25 protein-coding genes are annotated in these 22578 nt (G+C 71.4%); 12 read left to right on the top strand and 13 right to left on the bottom strand.

Translation table 11 applies throughout. From position 1 onward, the window contains the following. Positions 1-72 precede the first annotated feature (72 nt). On the top strand, positions 73-687 hold the full coding sequence (locus DJ74_RS11830; protein WP_094527373.1) for an AAA family ATPase: 615 nt from the start codon (positions 73-75) through the stop codon (positions 685-687). Beyond that, complete coding sequence (locus tag DJ74_RS11825; RefSeq protein ID WP_094525736.1) at positions 684-1136, top strand: RNA-binding domain-containing protein; 453 nt, start codon at positions 684-686, stop codon at positions 1134-1136. The genes DJ74_RS11830 and DJ74_RS11825 overlap by 4 nt, the downstream gene beginning before the upstream one ends. A gap of 36 nt (positions 1137-1172) precedes the next feature. On the opposite strand, the gene DJ74_RS11820 is transcribed toward DJ74_RS11825, so the two are convergent. The 4 genes from DJ74_RS11820 to DJ74_RS11805 all read right to left on the bottom strand — a co-directional run bounded on the left by DJ74_RS11820 (position 1173) and on the right by DJ74_RS11805 (position 4206). Then, the gene (locus tag DJ74_RS11820) at positions 1173-1751 is read right to left on the bottom strand and encodes a transporter (protein WP_094527372.1); all 579 of its coding nucleotides are present in this window, start codon (positions 1749-1751) and stop codon (positions 1173-1175) included. A 93-nt stretch (positions 1752-1844) separates the two neighbouring features. After that, on the bottom strand, positions 1845-2438 hold the full coding sequence (locus DJ74_RS11815; protein ID WP_094527371.1) for a GNAT family N-acetyltransferase: 594 nt from the start codon (positions 2436-2438) through the stop codon (positions 1845-1847). A gap of 97 nt (positions 2439-2535) precedes the next feature. Then, complete coding sequence (locus DJ74_RS11810; RefSeq protein WP_094527370.1) at positions 2536-3456, bottom strand: DMT family transporter; 921 nt, start codon at positions 3454-3456, stop codon at positions 2536-2538. Between the two features lie 78 nt (positions 3457-3534). Then, positions 3535-4206 (bottom strand): ArsR family transcriptional regulator, encoded by a 672-nt coding sequence (locus DJ74_RS11805; protein WP_094525732.1) that lies wholly within the window; start codon positions 4204-4206, stop codon positions 3535-3537. Between the two features lie 211 nt (positions 4207-4417). Between DJ74_RS11805 and gpmI the strand changes: the two genes are divergently transcribed. Beyond that, positions 4418-5989: a 2,3-bisphosphoglycerate-independent phosphoglycerate mutase gene (gpmI, locus tag DJ74_RS11800; protein WP_094527369.1), complete on the top strand. Its 1572-nt coding sequence runs from the start codon at positions 4418-4420 to the stop codon at positions 5987-5989. 21 nt (positions 5990-6010) lie between these two features. On the opposite strand, the gene DJ74_RS11795 is transcribed toward gpmI, so the two are convergent. Continuing rightward, positions 6011-7483 (bottom strand): amidohydrolase, encoded by a 1473-nt coding sequence (locus DJ74_RS11795; protein WP_094527368.1) that lies wholly within the window; start codon positions 7481-7483, stop codon positions 6011-6013. 175 nt (positions 7484-7658) lie between these two features. Here DJ74_RS11795 and DJ74_RS11790 point away from each other — a divergent pair, with 175 nt between their 5' ends. Genes DJ74_RS11790 through DJ74_RS11770 form a run of 5 tightly spaced genes read left to right on the top strand, consistent with a single transcriptional unit; the run spans position 7659 to position 12374 of the window. Further along, positions 7659-8801, top strand: a complete 1143-nt coding sequence (locus tag DJ74_RS11790) for a thiolase family protein (RefSeq protein ID WP_094527367.1) — start codon at positions 7659-7661, stop codon at positions 8799-8801. Positions 8802-8848: 47 nt separating this feature from the next. Beyond that, complete coding sequence (locus tag DJ74_RS11785; RefSeq protein ID WP_094525728.1) at positions 8849-9436, top strand: DUF655 domain-containing protein; 588 nt, start codon at positions 8849-8851, stop codon at positions 9434-9436. A 45-nt stretch (positions 9437-9481) separates the two neighbouring features. After that, positions 9482-10420 carry a 16S ribosomal RNA methyltransferase A gene (locus tag DJ74_RS11780; RefSeq protein WP_094527366.1) on the top strand — a complete coding sequence of 313 codons (939 nt, stop codon included), beginning with the start codon at positions 9482-9484 and terminating at the stop codon, positions 10418-10420. A gap of 8 nt (positions 10421-10428) precedes the next feature. Beyond that, a complete protein-coding gene (locus DJ74_RS11775; protein WP_094527365.1) occupies positions 10429-11760 on the top strand; it encodes a mechanosensitive ion channel family protein in 1332 nt (443 codons plus the stop codon). Further along, complete coding sequence (locus DJ74_RS11770) at positions 11757-12374, top strand: HemK2/MTQ2 family protein methyltransferase (RefSeq protein ID WP_094525725.1); 618 nt, start codon at positions 11757-11759, stop codon at positions 12372-12374. Before DJ74_RS11775 ends, DJ74_RS11770 begins: the two co-directional genes overlap by 4 nt. Before the next feature lie 6 nt (positions 12375-12380). On the opposite strand, the gene DJ74_RS11765 is transcribed toward DJ74_RS11770, so the two are convergent. Beyond that, positions 12381-13331 (bottom strand): ABC transporter substrate-binding protein, encoded by a 951-nt coding sequence (locus tag DJ74_RS11765; protein WP_094527364.1) that lies wholly within the window; start codon positions 13329-13331, stop codon positions 12381-12383. Between the two features lie 111 nt (positions 13332-13442). Here DJ74_RS11765 and DJ74_RS11760 point away from each other — a divergent pair, with 111 nt between their 5' ends. The 3 genes from DJ74_RS11760 (at position 13443) to DJ74_RS11750 (ending at position 16390) form a co-directional block, all read left to right on the top strand. Further along, positions 13443-14444 carry a 5-methyltetrahydropteroyltriglutamate--homocysteine methyltransferase gene (locus DJ74_RS11760; RefSeq protein ID WP_094527363.1) on the top strand — a complete coding sequence of 334 codons (1002 nt, stop codon included), beginning with the start codon at positions 13443-13445 and terminating at the stop codon, positions 14442-14444. Then, positions 14444-15514 (top strand): methionine synthase, encoded by a 1071-nt coding sequence (locus DJ74_RS11755; protein ID WP_094527362.1) that lies wholly within the window; start codon positions 14444-14446, stop codon positions 15512-15514. Before DJ74_RS11760 ends, DJ74_RS11755 begins: the two co-directional genes overlap by 1 nt. Positions 15515-15640: 126 nt before the next feature. Then, positions 15641-16390, top strand: coding sequence for a sugar phosphate isomerase/epimerase (locus DJ74_RS11750; protein ID WP_094527361.1), 750 nt, complete (start codon positions 15641-15643; stop codon positions 16388-16390). A gap of 36 nt (positions 16391-16426) precedes the next feature. On the opposite strand, the gene DJ74_RS11745 is transcribed toward DJ74_RS11750, so the two are convergent. From DJ74_RS11745 to DJ74_RS11735, 3 genes are all read right to left on the bottom strand, one after another. Then, positions 16427-17317, bottom strand: coding sequence for a hypothetical protein (locus DJ74_RS11745; RefSeq protein WP_094527360.1), 891 nt, complete (start codon positions 17315-17317; stop codon positions 16427-16429). Positions 17318-17402: 85 nt separating this feature from the next. Next, positions 17403-18641 (bottom strand): enhanced intracellular survival protein Eis, encoded by a 1239-nt coding sequence (eis, locus tag DJ74_RS11740; RefSeq protein ID WP_094527359.1) that lies wholly within the window; start codon positions 18639-18641, stop codon positions 17403-17405. A 104-nt stretch (positions 18642-18745) separates the two neighbouring features. Continuing rightward, positions 18746-19849, bottom strand: coding sequence for an NADH:flavin oxidoreductase/NADH oxidase (locus tag DJ74_RS11735; RefSeq protein WP_094527358.1), 1104 nt, complete (start codon positions 19847-19849; stop codon positions 18746-18748). A 148-nt stretch (positions 19850-19997) separates the two neighbouring features. Between DJ74_RS11735 and DJ74_RS11730 the strand changes: the two genes are divergently transcribed. Beyond that, a complete protein-coding gene (locus tag DJ74_RS11730; protein ID WP_094525714.1) occupies positions 19998-20183 on the top strand; it encodes a hypothetical protein in 186 nt (61 codons plus the stop codon). Between the two features lie 168 nt (positions 20184-20351). Here the strand turns inward: DJ74_RS11730 and DJ74_RS11725 are convergent, their stop codons facing one another. The 4 genes from DJ74_RS11725 to DJ74_RS11710 all read right to left on the bottom strand — a co-directional run bounded on the left by DJ74_RS11725 (position 20352) and on the right by DJ74_RS11710 (position 22515). Next, a complete protein-coding gene (locus DJ74_RS11725; RefSeq protein ID WP_094525712.1) occupies positions 20352-20897 on the bottom strand; it encodes a DUF1684 domain-containing protein in 546 nt (181 codons plus the stop codon). Positions 20898-20982: 85 nt separating this feature from the next. Beyond that, a complete protein-coding gene (locus DJ74_RS11720) occupies positions 20983-21684 on the bottom strand; it encodes a helix-turn-helix domain-containing protein (RefSeq protein ID WP_094527357.1) in 702 nt (233 codons plus the stop codon). 157 nt (positions 21685-21841) lie between these two features. Further along, positions 21842-22120 carry a hypothetical protein gene (locus tag DJ74_RS11715; RefSeq protein ID WP_094525708.1) on the bottom strand — a complete coding sequence of 93 codons (279 nt, stop codon included), beginning with the start codon at positions 22118-22120 and terminating at the stop codon, positions 21842-21844. After that, positions 22117-22515, bottom strand: coding sequence for a helix-turn-helix domain-containing protein (locus DJ74_RS11710; RefSeq protein WP_094525706.1), 399 nt, complete (start codon positions 22513-22515; stop codon positions 22117-22119). The genes DJ74_RS11715 and DJ74_RS11710 overlap by 4 nt, the downstream gene beginning before the upstream one ends. Positions 22516-22578: the final 63 nt, after the last annotated feature.

The following is a 22578-nucleotide window of genomic DNA, read 5'->3' as shown; positions in this document are numbered from 1 at the left end:
AACGCCGACGGTTCGCGCCGGCGGGCGGCGCCAACAGCAGACCTAAGTCCGACACGAGACTACTCCGCGTCAATGAACGTTATCGGAACCGTCGGGCTCCCCGGAAGCGGGAAGGGGGAGGCGGCGAACGTGGCCGAGGCGGCTGGGATCCCGGTCGTCGTCATGGGCGACGTGATCCGGACGGAGTGCCGCCGCCGCGGGCTTGACCCCGCCGAGCACCACGGCCGGATCGCGCGGGCGCTCCGCGAGGAGGAGGGCGACGACGCCATCGCCGCCCGCACGCTCCCGCTGATCCGCGAGGCCGCCGCCGAGAGCGACCGCGACGCCGTCCTCGTCGACGGGCTGCGCTCCACCGTCGAGCTGGAGCGCTTCCGCGAGGCGTTCGGCGACGACTTCACGCTCGTGGCGGTCCGAGCCCCCTTCGAGGTGCGCGCCGAGCGCCTCGACGACAGGGGACGAGACGACTCCGACTCCGACCTCGAGGCCCTCCGCGAGCGCGACGCGAGAGAGATCGAACTCGGCCTCGGCGAGACGCTCGACCGCGCCGACGTCGAGATCGACAACACGGGGACGCTCGACGAGTTCCGGAGTCGCGTCCGCGAGGCGCTCGGCGTCGCCGGCGAGTCGGGCGAGGAAGCGAGCGCGGAGTCGACGGCGACCGCGAACGCCGGAGGTGACGGCGCGTGATCTACAGCGTCGACGTGCGGATCGAGGTCCCGGTCCGCGACACGGAGGTGACCGACCGGGTCTTCGACGCGGTCCGGAACGTGTTCCCGGACGCGGAGCCGGTCCACGAGGACGGCAGTCTCGTCGCCGAGGCGCACACCCTCGACGCCTTCTCCGACGTGCTCCACGAGCAGGAGATCCTCGACACGGCCCGCCGGGTGTTCCTGCGCAACAGCACCGACGAGGGGTTCGCCTTCTCGCTGAAGAAGCAGGCCGCGTTCGAGGGGGTCGTCAACTTCGCCGTCGGCGAGCCGGACGAGCTCGGCGAGATCGACGTCGACGTCCGCGTCCGCGAGCCCGACGTCGAGTCGTTCATTGACTACGTCGCGCCGGAGACCGACGAGGGCCGGCCGGTCGATCCCGTCCGGGAGTACGGCGACCGCGTCGAGCCCGACGAGGGCGACTACTGAACGCCGAGAAAACGACCGACCGCTCTTTCGACTCTCTCAGTCGCTCAGCAGCGTCGCGCCCGCGCCGCCGATCGCGCCGAACGCCGCCGGGTATACCGCGCCCGCGAGCAGCACGGCCGTGAGGAGGTCGGGGGCGATCGTCGCCTCTCGGACCGCATGCCGGAAGAGGAACGCGCCGATCACGGCCAGCGGGAGGTACCCGACGAGGACGGACGCGCCGGCCTGCGCGCCGTCGACCGGCTCCGTCGCCCCAGCGATCCGGCTCGCGACGAGTCCGGCGACGACCAGCAGGACGGGCGGAACGACGAACAGCAGCGTCAGCGAGCCGCCGTCGGCCTGCGAGATGATGTTCGTCATCTGCGAGCCGCCGACCAGCGACGGTACTCGGGTGTCGGCGAAGTGGCCGTTGTAGAACACCCACCCGACCGCCTTCCACGTCGGAATGGGATCGCCGCCGAACAGGTCGGCGAAGACGTTGAACCCCGCCAGCTGGTCCTCTATCGCGCTCCCCTGCGTGACGTACGCGAACAGGTAGCCGAGGACGTAGGCGGCGGCGCCCGCGGCCGCCCCGCCGACGATTCCGCTCGTCCCGCTCGTTCGGTCGGTGACTGACATGCACCCGCAGTCGTTTCGGCCGTGGTAAGTGTTTGTTGGCTCGCGATGAGCAAGTAAAAAACTCGTTTCAGGCGCCGAAACAACGGATGCGCGTCAGCTCGTCGCCTCGCGCCACTCCGCCTGTGAGATCGTGTAACGGACTTCGTCGTGGACGCTCCCGTCGAGGAAGGTGAGGGTGTTCCGCAGGCGGCCCTCGCGGCGGCCGCCGAGGCGCTCGATGTACTTCTCGATCGCCCGCCGCGAGTTGTCGTTGTCGGGGTGGTGGCTCACGGCGACGACCTCCAGGTCGAGGTCGTCGAAGGCGACCTCGACGAGCGCCGCGGCGCGCTCGCCCGAGTAGCCGCGCCCCCAGAACCGCTTGCGGAGCCACGTCCCGAGCTCGGCGGTTCGCCGCTCCCAGTCGACGGAGAAGCCGCCGAAGCCGGCGATATCGCCGGCGCCCTCCTCGCCCTCGCGGGGGCGGATGACGTAGCTCGCGGCCTCGTGGTCTTCCCAGCGCTCGCGGCCGCGTTCGAGGAACTCGCGTGTCTCCTTCTTCGTCTCGTGGGGGTCCCACGTGACGTGTTCGGTCACCTCGTCGATCGCGGGGTCAGACGAGCAGATCCGGTAACAGGCGTCGAGGTCGACGTTCTCGGGCCGTCGGGGCTCCAGTCGCAACCGGTCCGTCTCGATCGTCTCGGGGAACATGGCGGCCCGTCTCGTGGGAACGCCTAAAAGGATCGCCGAGTGTGAGGGCTGTTCGCATCCCCCGGCGGCGGGCGGGAGAGCGGCCGGGAGCGCGACCTCACGCGGCGATCCCGTACTCGCGGAGCGCCGACCGCAGCGCCGCCCGCTTCACGAGGGCGAACCCGACGCAGATGATCAGGAAGCCGGCGACCGTGTTGACCGTGATCCCCTCGCTCAGGAACACCCACCCGGCGAGCGCGGCGAAGATCGGGGCGACGTAGGAGACGAGGTTGATCTCGATCGGTCCGAGCCGGTCGAGCAGGTCGAAGTAGATGAGGAAGCCGAGCCCGCTGGCGGCGACCGACAGGTACGCCAGCGCCAGTACGCCCTCCCTCGTCCACGCGACGTCGGCGACCGACTCGCCGAGCCCGACCGACAGCAGGTGCATCAACAGCGCGCCCGCGAGCATCGACCACGCCTCCATCGTCTCGATCGGGAGGTCGGCGTCCGACGCCCGGGTGAGCACCGATCCGAGTGCGAACGAGGCCGCCGCGAGCAACACGAGGAACTTCGCGACCGTGCCGCCGCCGGTCAGGTTCGCGGGGTCGGGCGCGGCCAGCACGACCGCGCCGACGAGGCCGACGAGGAGGCCGATCACCCCGACGACGGTCAGCCGCTCGGACGGGAGGAAGGCGCGGGCGAAGACGGTCGTCAGCACGGGCGAGAGGCTGACGATCACGGCCGCGACGGCGCTCGTCACGGCGGGGTCGCTCTCGCCGACGAAGAGGAACGCGTGGTAGCCGGCGATGATCAGCGTCGCGCCGACAGCGACGACGGCCCACTCGTCTCGCCCGCGAGGGACCGGGTCGTCGACGGCGTACGCGGCGTACGCGAGCATGACGACGCCGGCGATGTCGTACCTGAGCGCGGCGAACAGCACCGGCGGGAAGTACGCCAATCCGGCCTTGATCGCCATGAACGCGGACCCCCAGACGGCGGCGAGGACGAGGAACAGCGCGAGGTCCCGTGCTCGGCTCACACGCCCCCTCCTCCGGGCGCGGTTCAAAAGGTTCCGGAAGCGGCCGGACGTGCAGGGAGAGCCCGAAACGCCGACCCGCTACCGGACTCGGTACCGGTCGTCGTCGCCGGCGGCCTCGCGGGCGAGGACGCCGACGTCGGCGAGGCGCCCGAGCGCGTCGTCGACGGTCTCCTCGCGGGCGCCGACCTCCTCGGCCACGGCCGCGGGCGTGCCGTCCGTCTCGATCACCGCGGCGAGGATCGCGGCGTAGAATCGGCTGTCGGCCTCGGTGCCGAGCCGCTCGTCGATCTTCGCGAGCGTGTCCTCGACCCGCCCCTGCACCCACCGCTGGGCCAGCGAGAGCTCGCGGTCGAGGTCCTGAAGGCGGGCGTACTCCCCCGCGAGGTCGCCGATGTCGTTCGACGCGCCAGACCCGTCGGGCGCCTCGATGGTGAGGTGGGGACACCGGCCGGACATGTCGAGGCTGTTCTTGGCGGGGTACGCGCTCTTCGCGCCGAACCCGTACGGGGAGACGCTCACCTCCAGTCTGAGGCTGCGGGTGATCCGGAAGTACTTCCGGCGTTGGTCGTCCGTCGTCGACTCGATCAGGCCCGCCTCCTCCAGCTTCCGCAGGTGGTCGATGACGGCCTTCGGGCTCACGTCGAGGTACTCCGAGATCTCCGTGACGTAGCAGGGCTTGGTGGCGAGCAGCCGGAGGATGCGCCGCCGGTTCTCGTTCCCGAGGAGATCGAGCAGTACCGCGGAGTCCATTAACGTATAGTTAGCGTCGAGAGCGTAAAAGGCTGACTTACGGAGGGCGACCCGACCGGGTCGCCTCCCGGGGGTCGTTCCCCGCGGCCACGTTGTCGCCGACGGGCGATCGCCACGGAACAGTCGCCGCCGAACCGTCGCCGCCGGCCGGTCGCCGCCGGGAGTTCGCCCGGAGCGAAGGGTAGTTACCCCGCGGAGCGGAACGGGGGGTATGGAGACGGCACTCATCGTCCTCGACGGCTGGGGACTCGGGAGCGGCGCGGGAGGCGGCGACGGCGAGGACGGCGAGACGGTCGATCCCTCGGGGCGACCGGCCGGCCGAGACGCGGTCGCGGCCGCCGACACCCCGGCGTTCGACGACGCGAGCGAGCGGGGCGCGGACGGGCGACTCGTCGTCCACGGGCGGCGCGTAGGGCTCCCCGAGGGGCAGATGGGGAACTCGGAGGTCGGCCACTTGAACATCGGCGCGGGGCGGGTCGTCAAGCAAGCGTACACCCGGATCACGGACGCGCTCGCCGAGGGGTCGCTCTCGGACAACGACGCCATCGCGGGGGCGCTGGAACACGCGAAGTCGACCGGCGGGCGGGTGCATCTCATGGGCCTCGTCTCCGACGGCGGCGTCCACTCGGACGTCGAGCACCTGCTCGCGCTGATCGACGCGGCGGCCGACGCGGGAGTGCCGGCGACGACCCACGCGTTCACCGACGGCCGCGACACGGCCCCGGAGATCGCCGACCGCTTCCTCGCCGAGGTGGAGGCGAAGGCCGAGGAGCGGGGGACCGGCCGCGTCGCGACCGTCACGGGCCGGTACCACGCGATGGACCGCGACGAGAACTGGGGGCGGACGAGGAAGGCGTACGACGCGATCGTCGAGCGCGAGGCGCCCCACCGGGCCGAGACGGCGGTCGAGGCCGCGACCGAGGCGCACGCGCGCGGCGTGACCGACGAGTTCATCGAGCCGACGCTCGTCGACGAGGAGCCCGCGCTCGCCGACGGCGACGCCGTGATCTTCTTCAACTTCCGGGCGGACCGCGCCCGCCAGCTCGTCCGGCTGCTCACGGACACCCGGCCCGAGTGGGGGTCCGAGGTCGACCAGCCCGACGTCCGGATGACGACGGCGACCGAGTACGACGAGACGTTCGAGTTCCCGGTCGCGTTCCCGCCGGAGATCCCCGAGAACACGATCGGCGAGGTCGTCGCCGACGCGGGGCGCACGCAGCTCCGGATCGCCGAGTCGGAGAAGTACCCGCACGTCACCTACTTCCTCAACGGCGGACGCGAGGTGGCGTTCGAGGGCGAACTCCGAGAGATCGTCGAGAGCCCGGACGTTCCAACGTACGACCTGCAGCCGGAGATGTCGGCGCCGGAGCTCACCGACGAGGCGATCGCGATCATCGACGAGGATGACCCCGACCTGATGGTCCTCAACTACGCGAACCCGGACATGGTGGGCCACACCGGCGACTTCGACGCCGCCGTCGAGGCGGTCGAGGCGGTCGACGCGGGGCTCGACCGGCTCCTCGACGCGGTCGCCGACGCGGGCGGGCACGCAGTCGTGACGGCCGACCACGGCAACGCCGACGACATGGGGACGCCCGAGGACCCCCACACCGCCCACACATTCAACCCGGTCCCGTTCGTCTACCTGACCCCCGACGGCGACGACGGCGGGCGCGCGGTCCGCGAGGGCGGGTCGCTGTGCGACATCGCCCCGACGCTCGTGGACCTGATCGGGCTCGACCGCCCCGCGGAGATGACCGGCGAGCCGCTCCTCTCGGAGTAACTCGGGGCCGTTGAACGCGGCTCAGTCGTCGTCGGCAGCCTCCGCGCCCGAGGAGTCGCCGGCGGAGCCGTCGCTCGGATCGAACGTCGGTCGCTCGACGCCGAGCAGTTCGTACGGATCCGCGTCGTCCGGCATCGGCGACTCGTACTCGTCGGCGCCGCCCTGCCGCTCGAACTCGTCGACGACGTCGGCGAGGAGCTCGGGGTCCGTGAGCAGTCGGCCCAGCGTTCCGCCGATCGACTTCGCGGCGTACAGCATGCCGTCCACGCCGGTCGAGCCGCTGGCGGCGACCGCCTGCCACGAGTGCGCCGGCGTGCCGACCGGCCACGTCGCGGTGCGCATCCGACCGAGCGGCACGACTTGGCTCACGTCGCCGGAGTCCGTCGAGTAGGCCCCGACCTCCCCGGCGTCGGGCGCCTCGATCGGCTCGGTGAAGTACGACCGGTCCGCCGCGCGGTCCCGGACCTCCGGCGGGAGCTCCTCGAGCGCGTCGGAGACGTCCCCGAGCGAGTCGCGCAGGTCCGACGCGAGCGCCTCGTCCGAGACCGAGAAGGAGCCGATGTCGGCCATCGTCTCGTAGATGGCGTCGCCGAGCGTCTCGTTCGCTCGCACGCCGTACACCCCGCTCGTCTTCGTTATCTCGACGTCGACGTCGGCCATCAGGGCGGCGCCCTCGGCGGCGCGGCGGAACCGCTCGGTCACCGACTCGACGAGGTCGCGGCTCGGCGCGCGGACGAGGTACTCCGCGGTCGCGTCCGGCGGAACGACGTTGGGGGCGTCGCCGCCGTTGGTGATCACGTAGTGGAGCCGGACGGGGTCGGGGACGTGTTCGCGCATGTACTCGACGCCGGTGTTGAGCAGTTGGATCCCGTCGAGCGCGCTTCGCCCGGCCTCCGGCGCGGCGGCGGCGTGCGAGGAGGTCCCCTCCATGGTCACCTCGAAGGCGTCGACCGCGAGACACGACGCCTTCGTGGGCGCGTTGAACCACCCCGGGTGCCACGAGACGACCGCGTCGACGTCGTCGAACGCGCCCGCGCGGGTCAGGTACGTCTTTCCGGCGCCGGCCTCCTCCGCGGGGGTTCCGACGTACACCACGGTTCCGTCGACCCCCTCGTCGATCAGGTCGGCGACCCCGACGGCGGCCCCGAGCGATCCGACGCCGAAGAGGTTGTGTCCGCAGCCGTGGCCGTTCCCGCCCCGTTCGACCGGCTCGCGGGTCGCGCTCACGCGCTGGGAGAGCCCCGGGAGCGCGTCGTACTCGCCCATCGTTCCGACGACCGGGTCGCCGTCGCCGTACCGGGCGACGAAGGCGGTCTCGATACCGCCGACGCCGACGTCGACGTCGAACCCTCGCTCTTCCAGTGCTTCGACGAGTCGACCGGCGGCGTACGTCTCCTCGAAGGCGGTTTGCGGGTGATCCCAGATGTCCAGCGCGAGGTCGGTGAGCCGGTCCCGGCGGCTTTCGACCGACTCGACGATCGCGTCAGTTACCATGGTAACTACTTGCGAACGTAAGTAAAAAAGGCTCTGTCGAGTTCGGTCGGCGGCGTTCGGTTATCGGTCGTGCTGAATGTGTTCAAATATCAACAGATGCGATAAACCGTAAACTCCGGGTATATTTCCGCCGGTTCCATGACCATTTAAGAGCGTTACCGGTCTGTGATCGTTCATGACAGATGAGACCACGCCGGTGATCGCCGCCGCATATCGGACGCCGCAGGGGAGAGACGGAGGCGTCTACGAAGACGTCCGGAGCGAGGACCTCTCGACGACGCTCATCGACCACACGCTCGACGAGACGGGGTTAACGAGCGACCACGTCGACGACCTGATGTGGGGCGTCGCCCAGCAGCGCACCGAGCAGGACAACAACGTCGCCCGCGTCATCGCGCTCCTCTCGGAGCTCGGCGAGTCGGTGCCCGCCACCTCGATCAACCGCTGGTGCGCCTCCTCGATGCAGGCGATCATCTCGGCGTCGGACGCGATCGCCGCCGGGAATCGCGACTGCGTCGTCGCCGGCGGCGTCGAGAACATGAGCCGCGTCCCGATGGACGGCGACTCCTACCAGCACCTGCACCCCGAGCTGTCGGAGCAGTACAACGTCTTTCAGCTCCAGATGGGGATGACCGCCGAGAAGGTGGCCGAGGAGTACGGTGTGAGCCGCGAGGCGCAAGACGAGTACGCCGCCCGGAGCCACCAGCGGGCGGCCGAGGCGACCGACTCGGGCCGGTTCGACGACGAGATCGTTCCGGTCGAGACGGACAACGGACTCGTCGAGGCGGACGAGGGGATCCGCCCGGACACGACGGCCGAGAAGCTCGCCGATCTCTCGCCCGCGTTCACCGGCGACGGGACGGTGACCGCGGGGAACTCCTCGCAGATCTCCGACGGCGCGTCGCTGACGCTGGTGACGAGCAAGGCGTTCGCCGAGGACCACGGGCTCGACGTGCTCGCGGAGGTCGGCACGAACAACGTCGCCGGCGTCGACCCGACCGTGATGGGGATCGGTCCGGTGCCCGCGACGCGGGGCCTGCTCGACCGCGCCGGGACGACCATCGACGACTACGACCTGGTCGAGCTCAACGAGGCGTTCGCCTCGCAGTGCGAGTACTCCCGGCGCGAGCTCGGCGTCGACGAGGAGCGGTACAACGTCAACGGCGGCGCCATCGCCATCGGGCACCCGCTCGGCGCCTCCGGCGCACGGCTCCCCGTCACGCTGCTCCACGAGATGGAGAAGCGCGACGCCGACCGCGGACTCGCGACCCTCTGCGTCGGCTTCGGGCAGGGCGCCGCGATCGAGTTCTCGCGATAGCCCGACGCGGCAGCGGTTTTTTCACCGTTCGGCGCCGTAAAACGTGTATGAGCGATCCCGACGCCGACGCGCCCGACGCGGCGGACGCCGACGACGGTCCCGCCGCCGTCCTGCTGGACGTGTTGCCGAACGGGCGGCCGGACGACGACCGGCCCCCGTCGCGGAAGTCCCCTATCGCGTACGGCCTCGGGACCGACTCGTTCCGCCTGTACGAGCTCTCGGTCGACGACGACACCGACGTCTCCGTGAGCGACCGGGTCGCGCTCGACGGCCCGGCAGTCGGCCGGTACCGCGAGGTGTCGTACGACGACCTCACCAGGAACGCGGCCGCGGAGGTGGAGTACGCCGTCGAGGCGATCGTCGAGTCCGACGAGGAGCGCTTCGTCGACTTCTACAACGAGGCCGGACCGATCACGCTCCGGCTCCACCAGCTCAACCTCCTTCCGGGGGTGGGCAAGCAGCTCCGGAACAACGTCCTCGACGAGCGCAAGCGCGGTCCCTTCGAGAGCTTCGACGAGGTGTCCGAGCGCGTCTCGGGGCTCCACCGCCCGCGGGAGGTGATCGTCGAACGCGTCGTCGAGGAGGTCCGCGAGGACGACCTGAAGTACCGGACGTTCGCCGGGCGCGAGGAGTGAGCCTCGAAACGGGACTTTTACCCGGAGCGCCGGCCTATCGCGGCCATGACCGACCTATCGACGGGTGAGGGCGCGGCGTACGGGGACCGCGACCCCGACGCCCTCGCGCGGCGCGCCGGGGAGCGCGCGAACCCCGACCGCGACCAGCATTTCCTCGTCGACGACCGCGTCCTCGACCGAATCCCGGGGTACCTTCCGGACGACGCGGACGCGAGCCACCTGCTGGAGATCGGCGGAGGCGCCGGCGCGCTCACCGACCGACTGCTGGCGGCGGCGGTCGCGGCTGACGGTGACCGTGTCGGCGACGGCGACCGCGCCGACCGCGACGGCAACGCTCCCGGCCGCCTCTCCGTCGTCGAGCGCGACGGGACCTTCGCCGACTTCCTCCGCGAGGAGTTCGCGACCGCGGTCGACGACGGTCGCCTCGACGTGATCGAGGGCGACGCGCTCGACGTGGAGCTCCCGCCGTTCACCGCCTGCGTCGCCAACCTCCCGTACGGCGTCTCCTCCGAGATCGCCTTCCGACTGCTCCCCGAGAGGAAGCCGCTCGTGTTGATGTTCCAGGCAGAGTTCGCCGACCGGATGGTGGCGTCCGCGGGCGAGTCCGAGTACGGCCGGCTCTCCGTCTCGGCGCAGCATTACGCCGCCGTCGAGATCGTCGAGCGCGTCCCGAAGGAGGCGTTCGACCCGCAGCCCGCGGTCGAGAGCGCCGTGGTCCGGTGTACGCCCCGGGACCCCGACTACGCGGTCGGCGACGAGGCGTTCTTCCTCCGGTTCGTGAAGGCGCTGTTCACCCAGCGGCGCAAGACAGTGCGGAACGCGATCCGGAACACCGGCCACATCTCCGGGCTGGACGACCCGGACGCGGTCGTCGAGGCCGCCGACGAGGAGCTGCTCCGCCGGCGACCCGGGACGCTGGAGCCGAGCGCGTTCGCCGCGCTGGCGGAGCTGGCCCGCGAGCACGGCGCGCCGACCGAGGTGTGATCGCGGGGATGGCGCTCGTAGACGCCGTCCTGGCGGTCGGCTCGCTTCCCGTTGACCCGCTCTCCGTCGGCCCGCTCTCCGTCAGCCCGCTCTCCGCCGCGACCCTCCCGGAACTGCTGACCGCCGGCGGCGACGCCGCCGGTCCGGCGGGGGGCGTGTACGACGCCCTGACCGAGAACGTCAAGCGCACTCTCGCCTCCGTCCTCATCATCGCGGCCGTCTTCGGCGTGCGGCTGCTCACCGCGTGGGCGAAGCGGCGCGACGGCGAGCTCACCTCGACCCAGCGCCTGCTGCTCTCGGCGTCGGTCGGCGCCGCCACCGCCGTCGGCGCGATCTCGCTGCTCGCGGTGTGGGACCGCAGCGGCGCGCTCCTCGACGCGTTCGAGGCGGCCGCGATCACGGACCAGCTGTCGAACGTCGTGATCGCGGTGGTGCTGCTGGCGAGCGCCTACGCCGTCACCGACTTCCTCGGCGGCGTCATCCGCGAGATCTCCGCCGACAGCACCGTCCTCACCGACCATCAAGAGGAGGTGGTCCGGCGGCTCACGCAGCTGACGGTGTACACCCTCGCGCTGCTCGTCGTGGTCGGCCTGTTCACGGACAACGTCGGCGGGCTCCTCGTCGGCGCGGGGTTTCTGGGGATCGTGGTCGGGATGGCCGCCCGCCAGACGCTCGGCGCGGTGCTCGCCGGGTTCGTGCTCATGTTCTCCCGCCCCTTCGAGGTCGGCGACTGGGTCGAGGTCGGGGACCACGAGGGGACGGTCACCGAGATCTCGATCATGAGCACGCGCCTCCGGTCCTTCGACGGCGAGATGGTCACGCTGCCGAACGACGACGTGCGGTCGGGCTCGATAATCGACCGGTCGCGCCGGAACCGCCTGCGGATCGAGGTCGAGGTCGGCGTCGACTACGCGACCGACCTCGAGCGCGCGGCGGCGGTGATCGAGGAGGCGATCGCCGGCGTCGACGACATCGCCGCGATGCCCGAGCCGGATGCCGTGACGAAGCGGTTCGACGACTCGGCGGTCGTCTTCGGCGCCCGGTACTGGATCCGGAACCCGAGCATGCGGAAGCGCTGGCGCACCCAGACGGCCGCGATGGGCGCGATCAAGTCCGCGCTGGAGGCCGAGGGGATCGTCATCCCGTTCCCGCAGCAGACGCTCTCCGCCCGGGAAGAGAGCGCGTCCGGCCCGCAGCTCGACGCGTCGGTCGAGGGGCGGGCGGCGACCCGAGGTGGCGGCAACCGAAGCGACGGCGGCGAGCCGGCCGACGGGTCGAGTGACGGAGGCGACGACGCGAGTGCCGGGTCCGGCAACGCCGCCGAGGGGGCAGACGAGTGAGCGACGGGAGCGTGCCGGACGGGGACTCCGATCCCGGGCCCGACCTCGCCGCGCGGCGCGGCGTCGACGACGCCGTCGTCTACCAGCCCGCCGAGGACTCCGGCCTCCTCGCCGAGGCCGCGGTCGAGGCCGCTCGCGGCCGCGTGCTGGAGGTCGGCACCGGCTCCGGCTGGGTCGCGGCGCGGATCGCCGCGGAGCGCGACCTGGACGTGGTCGGCACCGACCTCAACCCGCACGCGGCGCGTGAGGCCCGCAAACGCGGCGTCGAGGCCGTCGTCGCCGATCTCTGTGCCCCGTTCCGCGCGGACGGCTTCGACACCGTCTGTTTCAATCCCCCGTACCTCCCGACCGACCCCGACAACGAGTGGGGCGACTGGATGGAGCACGCGCTCTCCGGGGGCGAGTCGGGGCGGGAGCTGATCGAGCCGTTCCTCGACGACGTGGGGCGCGTCCTCGCGCCCGGCGGCGTCGTCCTGCTGCTCGTCTCCTCGCTGACCGGCTACGAGGAGGTGCTCGGGCTGATCGACGACGCCGGCTTCGACCACGAGGTCGCCGTCGAGGAGTCGTTCCCGTTCGAGACGCTCTCCGTGCTGCGGCTCGACCGACGGGAATAAGCCGCGCTAGCCGCTCGTCGAGTTCCCGACGGCACCCGAGCCGACGCGCCGCACCTTCTCGCCGTACTCCCCGAATCGGTCCGGGTGGATCACGGCCGCCAGCGCCTCCAGCGTGTCGACGACGCGGTGGCTGTGGCGGTTCAGGTAGGCGGTGCCGTCCATCGCGTACACCCGCCCGTCGCGCACCGCCGTCACGTCGCCGATCGACTCGCGCTCCAGCAGGTCGGCGGCCGCGCGCCGGGCCTCGCCGACGTCGGCGCTACAGGGACCGATCACGACGACCTCCGGGTCGAAGGCGCGCAGTTCGTCGAGCCCGATCTTCCGCGACCGTTCTCCGGCCGCGACGGGCCCGGCCTCCCCGCCGGCGATCCGTATCAGGTCGGGGACCCAGAGCCCGGCGTGGCGCAGCGGGTCGGTCCAGTCGAGGACGGCGACGCGGGGGCGGGAGGCGGTCGACGGGGTCGTGCTGGCCGAGGCGGTCGCGTCGGCCCGGGGGACCGCGCCGGCGACGGCGTCGATCCGGGCGTCGAGGTCGTCGCGGAGCGCGGCCGCGGCCGCCGGACGGCCGACGGCCTCGCCGACCCGCTCGACGTTCGCGAGGACATCGGCGAGGTCGTCGGCGTGGACGTCGAGCACCGCCGCGTCGAGGTCGAGCCGCTCCACCGCGCGGCGCGCGAGCCCGGCGTCGAGCGCGCACACCGCGCAGACGCCCTGCGTGAGGACCGCGTCCGGGTCGGCCGCGGCGAGTCGGTCGCCGTCGAGGTAGTAGGTGTCGTCGTGGGCGGCGACTCGGTCGAGGTCGGCGGGGTCGGCGTCGAGGTCGCGGACGAGCCCGGTGAGCGTCGGCCGGTCCTCGACCGCGGGCGGGCGGTCGCACTGATGCGAGACCGCGGCGGGCGTCGCGCCGAGCGCGGCCGCCAGCTCGGTCGCGGAGGGGAACAGGGAGACGACGGTCATGGGTACCGATCCCCGACCGTCGGCTTAACCGTTCGGCCGACCGCCGCTAATAACTACCGGGCATAATACGCATTAGCAAATATTATACGGCGGCATATCGAACCACTGGTGATGACTGAACGTGTCGCGGCCACGCCGGGACTGTACCCGCTCCCGGACTGGGCGAAAGAGACGCTCTCGGACCTCAAGGGTCACCAGAAGGGCGACCTACTGAGCGGCGACGAGAGCGAGGCGATCGTCGAGCAGTACGACGAGGTCCGCGCGGAGTTCGTCGACGACCAGCTGGACGCCGGCCTCGACCGGGTCGTCGAGGGGCAGGGCCGCTGGGACGACATGATCGCGCACCCGCTGACGGTGCACGACGGCGTCGAGACCGGCGGTATCGTGCGGTACTACGACAACAACAACTTCTACCGCGACCCCCGCGTGGTCGCCGACCTCGACTTCTCCGGCGACGTGGCGCGCGAGCTGGAGTCCGCGGCCGACCTGATCGACGGCGAGGCGCCCCTCGCCGCGACGCTGCCGGGTCCGTACTCGCTGGCCGACCTCGCGAGCGACGAGCACTACGGCGACGAGGCGGCGTTCCAGGCCGCGATCGCCGAGTTCCTCGCTGGCGAGGTCGAGGCGTTCCCCGCCCACGAGACGCTGTTCCTCCTCGAACCGTCGCTGGTGACGAACCCGCCCGCCGAGGGAGCGGAGTCGACCGCGACGGACGCCATCGCGACGGTCGCCGACGCGACCGACGCGGACGTCGTGGTACAGACCTCGTACGGCGCGCTCGGCGAGAAGCTGTACGCGCACCTCGTCGACGAGGCCGGCGCCGACGCGCTCGGGCTCGACCTCGTCGCCGGCGACCGCGACGACACGGTGTACAACGTCCAGGAGTTCGGCTCCACCGACTCGCTCGCGCTCGGGCTCGTCGACGGGCAGAACACGCTCGTCGAGGAGCCGGAGACGGTCGCGGAGCGGGTCGAGTGGTTCGAGTCGCAGATCCCCGCCGAGGGGTTCGACCGGACCTACCTCACCCCTAATACGGAGCTGTTCTACCTGCCCGCCAACAAGTACCGCGCGAAGCTGAACGCGCTCGCCGCCGCCGCGGAGGTGCTCGACTAATGGTCCGAAACCCAGACGCCAACCGCGAACAGTTCCGCCCGAACGACCACCCGAACGACGCGTTCCTGCTGACGACCGTCGTCGGCTCGTACCCGAAGCCGAAGTGGCTGAACCGGGCGGACGAGCTCGTCGACGACCCGGACTCGAAGTTCGACGCCGCGGACCTCGAGGAGGCCCACGACGACGCCTGTCGGCTCATCACGCACGAGCACGAGCGCGCCGGGCTCGACACGGTCGTCGACGGCGAGATGCGCCGCAACGAGATGGTGGAGTTCTTCGCCGACCGCATCGACGGCTACGAGTTCAACGGCCCCGTGAAGGTGTGGGGTCACAACTACTTCGACAAGCCGTCGGTCGTCGAGGAGGTCGAGTACGACGAGCCGTGGCTCGTCGACGAGTTCGACTTCACCTCGAACGTCGCCGAGCGCCCCGTCAAGGTCCCCATCACGGGGCCGTACACGCTCGGCTTCTGGGCGTTCAACGAGGCGTACCCCTCCACCGAGGAGCTCGTCTACGACCTCGCCGACCTCGTCAACGAAGAGGTCGAGAAGCTGGTCGAGGCGGGCGCGCGCTACATCCAGATCGATGAGCCCGCGCTGGCGACGACGCCGGAGGACCACGCCATCGTCGGCGAGGCCTTAGAGCGGATCGTCTCGGGTATCGACGAGGAGGTCCGCATCGGGCTCCACGTCTGTTACGGCGACTACTCGCGGATCTACCCCGAGATCAACGACTACCCGATCGACGAGTTCGACGTCGAGCTGTGTAACGGCGACTTCGAGCAGATCCCGACGTTCACTGACCCCGAGTTCGAGCCCGACCTCGCGCTCGGCGTCGTCGACGCGCACACGGCCGAGATCGAGTCCGTCGAGGAGATCAAGGAGAACGTCCGGCAGGGGCTCCGCGTCGTCCCGCCGGAGAAGCTCACGATCTCGCCCGACTGCGGGCTGAAGCTCCTGCCCCGGGAGATCGCGTACGGCAAGATGGAGAACATGGTGACCGCGGTTCGCGAGGTCGAAGCAGAGATCGATTCCGGCGAGATCGACGTCGAGAACCCGCTCGACGACTGAGGAGGGGATCGATCCGCGACCGCCTCGGCGACTGAGGCGGGGATCGATCCGCGACCGCCCCGGCGACACCGCCGGCCGCACCGCCAGCGCCACTACTTATAAATCGCCGCCGCACCCACCGCCGACATGGAGATCGGTCTCACCGTCGGCGACGACCTCGACCGGCTCGCGGCGTCGCCGTCGCGGTTCGACTTCTGCGAGCTCGGGGTCGGCGAGCCGACGCTCGTCCCGGGAGAGATCGACCGGGGGCGGCTGACCGACGCGCTCGCCGGCCGCGACCTGCTCGTCCACCTCCCGTACAGCCAGCGACTGGCCAGCTACGTCCCCGAGGTCAACGACGCCATCGTCGACTACCAGCGGCGCCTCCTGGAGGCGGCCGGCGACCTCGGCGCGGAGAAGGCGGTGCTCCACGCGACGTCGGCCGACCGCGACGACATCGAGTTCCGGCAGACGGCCGCCGACCAGCTCCGACGGGTCGCCGACGCCGGCCGCGAGGCGGGCGTCGAGGTCGTCGTCGAGAACGTCGGCCACCAGCACGCGGGGCTCCAGCTCTCCGTCCTCGGCGACATCGCCCGGGAGACTGACACCCCGATCTGCTTCGACGTGGGACACGCGTACATGGAGGGCGACAACAGGGCGATAACGCGGTTCCTCCGCGCCCACGGCGACCGGGTCTCGCACCTCCACTGTCACGACGTGCGCCGCCGCGGCGACACCCACCTCCCGGTCGGCGCCGGCGAGGTGGACTACGGGGCCGTCGCGGCCGAACTCGACGAGTTCGACGGCACCGTCGCGCTGGAGGTGTTCACCGACGACGACGCCCTGCTCGTCGACTCCGCGGAGCGCGTCGCCGACCGGCTCGGCGTGGACTTTTAAAAACGAACGGCGAGAGCGGCGCGGGAGGCGAGCGGGTCAGTTCGCGTCGCGGCCGTCTCCGTCGCCCTCCTCGGCCGCGTCGTCCCGGTCGTCATCGGTGGAGCCGTCGGCGTCGGCCGGGTCGCCGGCGTCCGAACCGGCACCCGCGTCATCGCTCGCGTCCGCCTCGGCAACGGCGTCGGCGTCGTCCGCCTCGTCGCCGTCGATCTGTCGCTTGATCGACTCAAGCTCGGACTCGACGTCGACCTCGGGCGCCGGGTCGTCCTCCGTCTCCTCGTCGGCCCGGCTCGCTTCGGGCTCCGCGTCGGGGTCGGTCACGTCGATCCGAACGCCGCGGTCCCGGCCGGGGGAGTCGTCGTCGCGGGCGCGGCCACCGTCTCGGGCGTCGGACTCGGGGCCGCCCGCCCCGCGGTCCTTCCGGCGGTCGTCGTCCCGCCCGGGTCGCCGCGCGGCGTCGGCCTCCCGACGGCCCTCCTCGATCCGCGACTCGATCTCGGCGGTGAGGTCGCGGGCGTCGGTGATGATCGAGCGCGAGGCGGCCTCCTCCGGGAGGTCGGCCTCCGAAAGCGCGGTCCGAAGCTCCGAGAGCGACCGGGCGAGGCCGGCGCTCGCGCCGTCGCGGACGTCGGCGAGGCGGTCGGCAGTCGCGCCGGACTCGTCGGCGAGGCTCCGGCCGGGGTCGGCGAGCCGGAGCGTCCCCCGGAGCAGTTCGAGCGACTTGATCGTCGTCTCCAGGAGCGCGATGACCGTCGGGATCGTGTACTGCTCGGTGAACCGGAGTAGCTCGGAGAGGCGGGGCGGTCGCGGCGGCCCCCGTCGGTCCCGCTCGCTCTCCCCGAGGTCGCGCCGCAGCTCGGTCAGGACGTCTTCGAGCTCGTCGAGCCGCTCCTCGAGCTCGTCGTCGCGTCGATCGTCGCGGGAACTCATACCACCGAGTACGCGGCGCGCGGATAAAAAGCCCGGCCGGCGCTGACGGTCGCGTCCCGGCGCGTGACGTCGCCGACGCGGCGACTCAGAACCCCTCGCGGAGGTGCGTCGTCCGCGGCGGGAACAGGCCGCGGAGCGCGGCGGCGACGCCGTCGTCGAAGTCGGTCCCGTCGCCGGCCGCGAGTCTCCCGGCTCGGACCGCCTCGTCGACGGAGCGGTAGCCGACGTACAGCTGCGAGAGGGCGCCGACGTCGACGGTCGCGTCCGGGCTCGCGGGCGCGGCGTCGAGCGGCTCGACCGCGACGTCTCCGTCGACGACCGCGACCCGGAACGTCGCGTCGTTCCACGCCGCGAGCGGGTCGACGACCGCGAGCGAGAGCGTCGCCTCGACGGCGGGGTCCGGGTCGAGCGCCTCCACGGCGCCGGCGACGTCGACGAGCCGGACCATCGGCCCGGTCCGGACCTCGCAGTCGACGGCGCGGGGGTCTTCGACGAGGTCGAGCAGCGGGGCGTCCGGCGGCGCTCGGACCCGGACCTCGGCGACCTGCGAGTCGTGGTTGCGGCAGAACCGCAGCAGCTGGAACCACGCCTCGTCGTCGACGGCGGCGGCGTCGGAGACGCGCATGACGGTCTCCCCGGCGTCGTCGGGGTCGTCGTCGAACTCGTACCGACAGAGCCCGCGGAGGTCCCCGTCGCGCTCCCAGCCGTAGACGAACGGGTCGGTCGTCCAGCCCGAGAGGGTCCGCTCGCGCCACCACTCCTCGGTCCAGTCCATGGTGAGGTCGTAGCGGTCCGCCGTCGCCGCGAGCACCGGCTCGACCGCCGCGAAGTCGCCCTCGTCGAGCGGGCGGAAGGCCCCGGCCGCGTCGCCCGTCGTCGCGACGAGGTCGTCGACGAAGCCGAGCTGTTCGGGGGGCGCGGTGAGATAGCGGTAGCGGCTCGCGGTCGCCCAGCCGTAGTTCGCGTAGAACGCGTACTCGAAGGGCCACAGCACCGAGACGTCGACGCCGCGGTCGCGGTACTCCGCGAGCGACTCGCGGAGCAGCCGGGCGACGTGTCCCCGGCGGCGGTGCTCGGGCGAGGAGGCGACCGCGGAGAGCCCGGCGACCTCGCGGTCGGCGCCGCGGATCCGCAGCGCGAAAAGGTGGTGCGCGCAGACCACGACGGTGTCGTCGGCCGCGTTAAAGAGACCGCGCCGCTCGGCGATCGTGTCGTGGTCGTCGGCCTCGTCGGGGTCGTAGGGGCCGTCCGCGGGAGCGAAGGCGTACCGCATGAACGCGCCGAACTCGTCGGCGCGCTCCTCGGGAAACGGTCGGTACTCCATACGCGGTCGGCTCGCGGGAGCGGAATAAGTCTTCCCGGAGCGTGAGAGGGGGCCTCAGTCGAATCGGCCGCGACCGATCGCAGTCGACCCGGTCGAACCCGACCTCAGTCGAACCGGCCGCGGCGGTACTGCACCGGCCACTCGACGTCCGCGCCGAGCTCGTGGGCGGCCTCCAGCGGCCAGTACGGGTGCCGGAGCAGCTCGCGGCCGAGCGCGACGAGGTCGGCCCGACCGTTCCGGACGAGGGCGTCGGCGTGGGTCGGCTCCGTGATCCCGCCGACGGCGGCGACGGGCAGGTCGGTTCCCTCGCGGATCGCCTCGGCGTACGGCACCTGGTACCCCGGTCCGGTCCCCGGAATCCGCTGGTCGGGGTGGATCCCGCCGCCGGAGACGTCGATCAGGTCGGCGCCGGGCTCGGCGAGCAGCGGCGCCAGCCGCACGGAGTCGTCGACATCCCACGAGTCGCGGTCGGGGAGCCAGTCCGTCGCGGAGATCCGGACGAAGACGGGCTTCTCCTCGGGCCAGACGTCTCGGACGGTCGCGACGACCTCCCGGAGGAGTCGGGTCCGGTCCTCGAAGCTCCCGCCGTACTCGTCGTCGCGGTCGTTGGTGACCGGCGAGCAGAACTGGTGGAGCAGGTAGCCGTGGGCCGCGTGGACCTCGGCGATCTCGAAGCCGGCGTCGAGCGCGCGCGCCGCGGCGTCGGCGAACGACTCGGTCACGTCGGCGATGTCGTCACCGTCCATCCGGCGGGTCGCCGCGGATTCGCCGGTCTCGGAGCGGTCGCCGTCCGGGTACGGCTCGTCGGTCGCGGATATCGTCTCCCAGCCCGCGGGGTCGTCCGCGGGGATCGGATCGCCGCCCTCGGCCGGCGGGCGGTGGGAGGCCTTGCGGCCGGCGTGGGCCAGCTGGATACCGGGCGTCGCGCCCTGCGACCGGACGAAGTCGACGATCGGCTCGATCGCGTCGGCGTGTTCGTCGGACCAGATCCCGAGACAGCCCGGGGTGATCCGACCGCGCTCCTCGACCGCGGTCGCCTCGGTCATCACGGCGCCGGCGCCGCCGACCGCGCGGGAGCCGAGGTGGATCCGATGCCAGTCGTTCGCGAACCCGTCGTCCGCGGAGTACTGGCACATCGGCGACAGCATGACGCGGTTCCGGAGCTCGGTGTCGCGTAGCGTGAGCGGCGCGAAGAGCGAATCCGTCATCGAGACACCGGAGTGCCGCCGGCTGGTAATGCGCTCCGATTCCCCGCGCGGATCGCCGCGATCGCACCGGTGCGGGGATCGCCCCGATCGCGGCGAGGGTTTAGGCCGACCGAAACCTATAACCACCCGTGCCTCTGACAGACTGGTAATGAGCACTGGGGACCGGATCGGGCGCAGCGCCGAGGACCGGATCGAAGACGGCACAGAGGAGTCGACGGACGCACGGCCGATCGTCGCGGCGAGCCGCTGCTCGCCCGATCGAACCGTCTTCACGGAGCAGGGGAACACGGACGCGTGGATCGCGACCGACCTGACGGTCGAGTTAGAGCGGTAGCGCGGCGCGAACGACCCTCTCTCGTCTTCTCTACTCCGCATCGAGCGTCGAGTCTCTCCTTCGAAAGCGGTCGGCTCCGAGCGCGGTTTCAGCGCACCGAACGCCGCGCGGCGACGTGCGGTGGGCCGCGTCGCCGCCGACGGCGACGCGGCGGTGACGAGCCCCCGACTACTCGATATCCGGTGCGCGCTCCCCGGCCGGGACGACGATCTCCAGCCAGTTCTCCTCGGGCGGGAGCGGACAGGCGAACGTCTCGCTGTACGCGCAGAAGGGGTTGTACGCGAGGTTGAAATCGAGGACGACGACGTCGCCGTCGGCGAGCTCTCCCTCCGGTTCGAGCTCCATGTACCTGCCTTGGTAGTACGTCTGCTGGCCGGTCGTCTTGTCGCGGAACGGGACGAATATCTCGCCGTCCTCGCCCTCCTGTCGGTAGCCGGCGAGCGCGTGCTCCTCGCCGTCGACCTCGAACGCGAAGGTGACGACTCTGAGGTATCGGACCGGGTTGCTCGCGGTGGTCTCCATCTCGACGGGCTCGGGGTCGCCGTGGACCGTCACGGTCGCCTCGACGCGGTAGTCCTCGTCCGGCGGGAAGTAGTCGAGCCCGTCGAACCCGTCGCGGTGCTCGGGCGGGATCGGCGACTGCGGGTGCTCGGCGAAAAACTCGTCCTTCTCGCGGCGGTTGGCGCGGAGCCGCTCGGCGTACTCGTCGGTCATACGCGGTCGAAGGAGCGCCGGCGGTTTCAGGCCCGCGGTTCGGGCGGGTCAGGTCCCGAGGCCGGGAGACAGCTCGCCGGGGCGCTCAGAGCGCCTGCAGGTCGGCCAGGCAGTCGTCGAGGTCGCGCGTCGACGTCGCCAGCGAGAAGCGGTCGACGCGGGCGAGGTCGGCCGCGTGCTCCCAGAGGTCCTCGGACTCGATGCCGTGGAGGACGACCGCGTTCGGCGTCGGGCTCACGACCCGGAGGGCGACCAGCGGCGACTCGCCGCGGGTCACGCCCGTGAACACGAGCGCGCGGTTCGTCGACTGACCGTACAGCCGGTAGAACTCCTCGCTGGAGAGCCGCGTGATCGCCTCGATAGAGTTGATGACGGTGTGACCGTTGACGTGGTCCTGGTCGCCGCGAACGACTTCCGTGGCGTCCATCGCCTCGTAGAACTCCTCGACCGGCACCGCGGTCGAGTACTCGCGGAGGGCGTGGACGATGTCGCTCTCGAAGCCCGCCGAGAGCACGCGGGCGTACTGTCGGAGGCGCCCGCCTCCGCGCCGCTCGTCGATATCGAGGAGGCCGTCGACGATCCGGTGGACGATGCCGATCCCCGGGCTCTCCCGACGCCCGCTCTCGTAGTCGGAGATCACCGACGAGGAGACGTCGAGCTGCTCGGCGAGCTCGGTCTGTGAGACGTCGAAGTCGGTCCGCCACTTCCGGAGCGTCGCTCCGGGGTCGTCGCTGAGCGTTATCTCGCCGGCGATCCGGCGAGAGAGCTCCTCGCGTGCGTCGCTCATTAGGCGGTCCGAGGGCGGAGCGCCGCAAAAGGCTACCGAAAGCGGGGTTCGTCGGACGTCGACACCTCCACCGGGCTCGACATCCACCGGGCTCGACGTCCACCGGCCCCACTTCTCCCGGCTCGACGTCTAATCCGGAGCGGCCCCGCGAGCGGGGTCACTCCACGTACAGCGAGTAGACGATGACGCCGAAGCCGACCGCGGTCAGCAGGCTGTTGATCGCGATCCCCGCCGCCAGAGACGCGCCGATAATCTGGTGAGAGACGCCGCCGATCAGCGCGCCGATCGTCACGATCCCGAAGCCGAGCCCCAGCGCGCGCAGCGAGGGGTCGCCGGTCCTGCCGTACGCGCGGAGCGCGTAGTAGGTGATGCTGCCACCGAGCACGAGGATGGCGGTCTTTGCCACGATGATGGCGAGGTCGATGTGCGTTGTCATGTTTCCTCTCGCAGTTCCGACCACAGGTCGGCCAGCCGTTCGTCCCGCGTGCGCTCCGGACGGGAGAACTCGACGGTGAGATCGCGCGACTCGTCCGCCTCGTCGTCCGCGTGGTCGATCGAGACCGTCACGGAGTCGAACGAGACGGAGTAGCGCGTCGTGTGTTGCCCGTCGCGGCGGATGTCCGTCGACTCCCGGAGCAGGGAGGCGTCGGTGAGCTTCTCCAGCTTCCGATACGTCGTCGACAGGGGGATGTCGCACTCCTCGGAGAGGTCGCTCGCCGTCTTCGGCTCGGTGAGTGCCGTCACGATCCGGCGCGCGGCGTCGTCGGCCAGTGCGTCCAGCACGTCGTCGACCGACGGCGGATCCTCCTCGCGCGACGGGTCCCGCACCATGTTCCCCAGTTGGGCCCCCCGTGTCTTAAACCATCGAACTTCGGCCCGGCCGCGGTCGCGACC

Origin of the sequence: Halorubrum sp. Ea8, assembly GCF_002252925.1 — an archaeon.
Taxonomy (GTDB): domain Archaea; phylum Halobacteriota; class Halobacteria; order Halobacteriales; family Haloferacaceae; genus Halorubrum.
The sequence above is the reverse complement of the archived record's forward strand: the minus strand, read 5'-3'. Positions and strand labels throughout refer to the sequence as shown.

Coding starts and splice junctions, on each gene's coding strand:
- DJ74_RS11815 (WP_094527371.1), bottom strand. CDS start 2,438: ATGTTCCCCGAGACGATCGAGACGGACCGGTTGCGACTGGAGCCCCGA.
- DJ74_RS11830 (WP_094527373.1), top strand. CDS start 73: ATGAACGTTATCGGAACCGTCGGGCTCCCCGGAAGCGGGAAGGGGGAG.
- DJ74_RS11715 (WP_094525708.1), bottom strand. CDS start 22,120: ATGACAACGCACATCGACCTCGCCATCATCGTGGCAAAGACCGCCATC.
- DJ74_RS11710 (WP_094525706.1), bottom strand. CDS start 22,515: ATGGTGCGGGACCCGTCGCGCGAGGAGGATCCGCCGTCGGTCGACGAC.
- DJ74_RS11805 (WP_094525732.1), bottom strand. CDS start 4,206: ATGGACTCCGCGGTACTGCTCGATCTCCTCGGGAACGAGAACCGGCGG.
- DJ74_RS11780 (WP_094527366.1), top strand. CDS start 9,482: ATGACCGACCTATCGACGGGTGAGGGCGCGGCGTACGGGGACCGCGAC.
- DJ74_RS11720 (WP_094527357.1), bottom strand. CDS start 21,684: ATGAGCGACGCACGCGAGGAGCTCTCTCGCCGGATCGCCGGCGAGATA.
- DJ74_RS11775 (WP_094527365.1), top strand. CDS start 10,429: ATGGCGCTCGTAGACGCCGTCCTGGCGGTCGGCTCGCTTCCCGTTGAC.
- gpmI (WP_094527369.1), top strand. CDS start 4,418: ATGGAGACGGCACTCATCGTCCTCGACGGCTGGGGACTCGGGAGCGGC.
- DJ74_RS11760 (WP_094527363.1), top strand. CDS start 13,443: ATGACTGAACGTGTCGCGGCCACGCCGGGACTGTACCCGCTCCCGGAC.
- DJ74_RS11820 (WP_094527372.1), bottom strand. CDS start 1,751: ATGTCAGTCACCGACCGAACGAGCGGGACGAGCGGAATCGTCGGCGGG.
- eis (WP_094527359.1), bottom strand. CDS start 18,641: ATGGAGTACCGACCGTTTCCCGAGGAGCGCGCCGACGAGTTCGGCGCG.
- DJ74_RS11735 (WP_094527358.1), bottom strand. CDS start 19,849: ATGACGGATTCGCTCTTCGCGCCGCTCACGCTACGCGACACCGAGCTC.
- DJ74_RS11790 (WP_094527367.1), top strand. CDS start 7,659: ATGACAGATGAGACCACGCCGGTGATCGCCGCCGCATATCGGACGCCG.
- DJ74_RS11795 (WP_094527368.1), bottom strand. CDS start 7,483: ATGGTAACTGACGCGATCGTCGAGTCGGTCGAAAGCCGCCGGGACCGG.
- DJ74_RS11755 (WP_094527362.1), top strand. CDS start 14,444: ATGGTCCGAAACCCAGACGCCAACCGCGAACAGTTCCGCCCGAACGAC.
- DJ74_RS11785 (WP_094525728.1), top strand. CDS start 8,849: ATGAGCGATCCCGACGCCGACGCGCCCGACGCGGCGGACGCCGACGAC.
- DJ74_RS11765 (WP_094527364.1), bottom strand. CDS start 13,331: ATGACCGTCGTCTCCCTGTTCCCCTCCGCGACCGAGCTGGCGGCCGCG.
- DJ74_RS11750 (WP_094527361.1), top strand. CDS start 15,641: ATGGAGATCGGTCTCACCGTCGGCGACGACCTCGACCGGCTCGCGGCG.
- DJ74_RS11730 (WP_094525714.1), top strand. CDS start 19,998: ATGAGCACTGGGGACCGGATCGGGCGCAGCGCCGAGGACCGGATCGAA.
- DJ74_RS11725 (WP_094525712.1), bottom strand. CDS start 20,897: ATGACCGACGAGTACGCCGAGCGGCTCCGCGCCAACCGCCGCGAGAAG.
- DJ74_RS11745 (WP_094527360.1), bottom strand. CDS start 17,317: ATGAGTTCCCGCGACGATCGACGCGACGACGAGCTCGAGGAGCGGCTC.